Origin of the sequence: Pseudomonas sp. EA_65y_Pfl1_P113 (assembly GCF_963970525.1) — a bacterium.
In the GTDB taxonomy this organism is placed as follows: Bacteria; Pseudomonadota; Gammaproteobacteria; order Pseudomonadales; family Pseudomonadaceae; genus Aquipseudomonas; species Aquipseudomonas tritici.
This window is the reverse complement of sequence record NZ_CAXAQM010000419.1, coordinates 1-498: the sequence shown is the minus strand read 5'-3', so window position 1 is coordinate 498 and position 498 is coordinate 1. Positions and strand designations below refer to the sequence as shown.

Genomic DNA, 498 nt, shown 5'->3' with positions numbered 1-498 from the left:
GATCGGGCAAGACTGCCGTCATGGCAGGCCGGATCGCGGCCATGCTGGCGCAAGGCGCTGTGCCCAAATCGATCGCGGCGGTGACGTTCACCGAACTGGCCGCGAGCGAGCTTCTCGTGCGCGTCCGCGATTTCGTCGTCGAGCTTGTTGTCGGAGCGATCCCGACCGAACTCAAGATCGCGTTCCCCTATGGGCTCTCCGAACAGCACAAGGCGCATCTGGCTGAGGCTGCCGCGCATATCGATGAGATCACCTGCTCGACCATTCACGGCTTTTGCCAGCGCTTGATCAAACCCTATCCGGTCGAGGCCGATATCGATCCCGGCGCGAGTGTCATGGATCGCAACCAGGCCGACCTCGCCTTCATCGAGATCGTCGATGCGTGGCTGCGCCAACGGCTCTCCGGTGCAGAGGGCGGCCTCATCGCCGAGATGGTGCTCTACAGCCCAAACGAGACAGTCAGTCTCATCCACCGGATCGTCGATAATCTGCGCAAGC

The 498-nt window shown here is 62.2% G+C and carries 1 protein-coding gene; it reads left to right on the top strand.

What is annotated here, in order from left to right; genetic code table 11:
• Nucleotides 1-20: 20 nt before the first annotated feature.
• On the top strand, nt 21-498 hold a 478-nt coding region (locus AACY52_RS30360; protein ID WP_339561389.1), incomplete at its 3' end, for a UvrD-helicase domain-containing protein.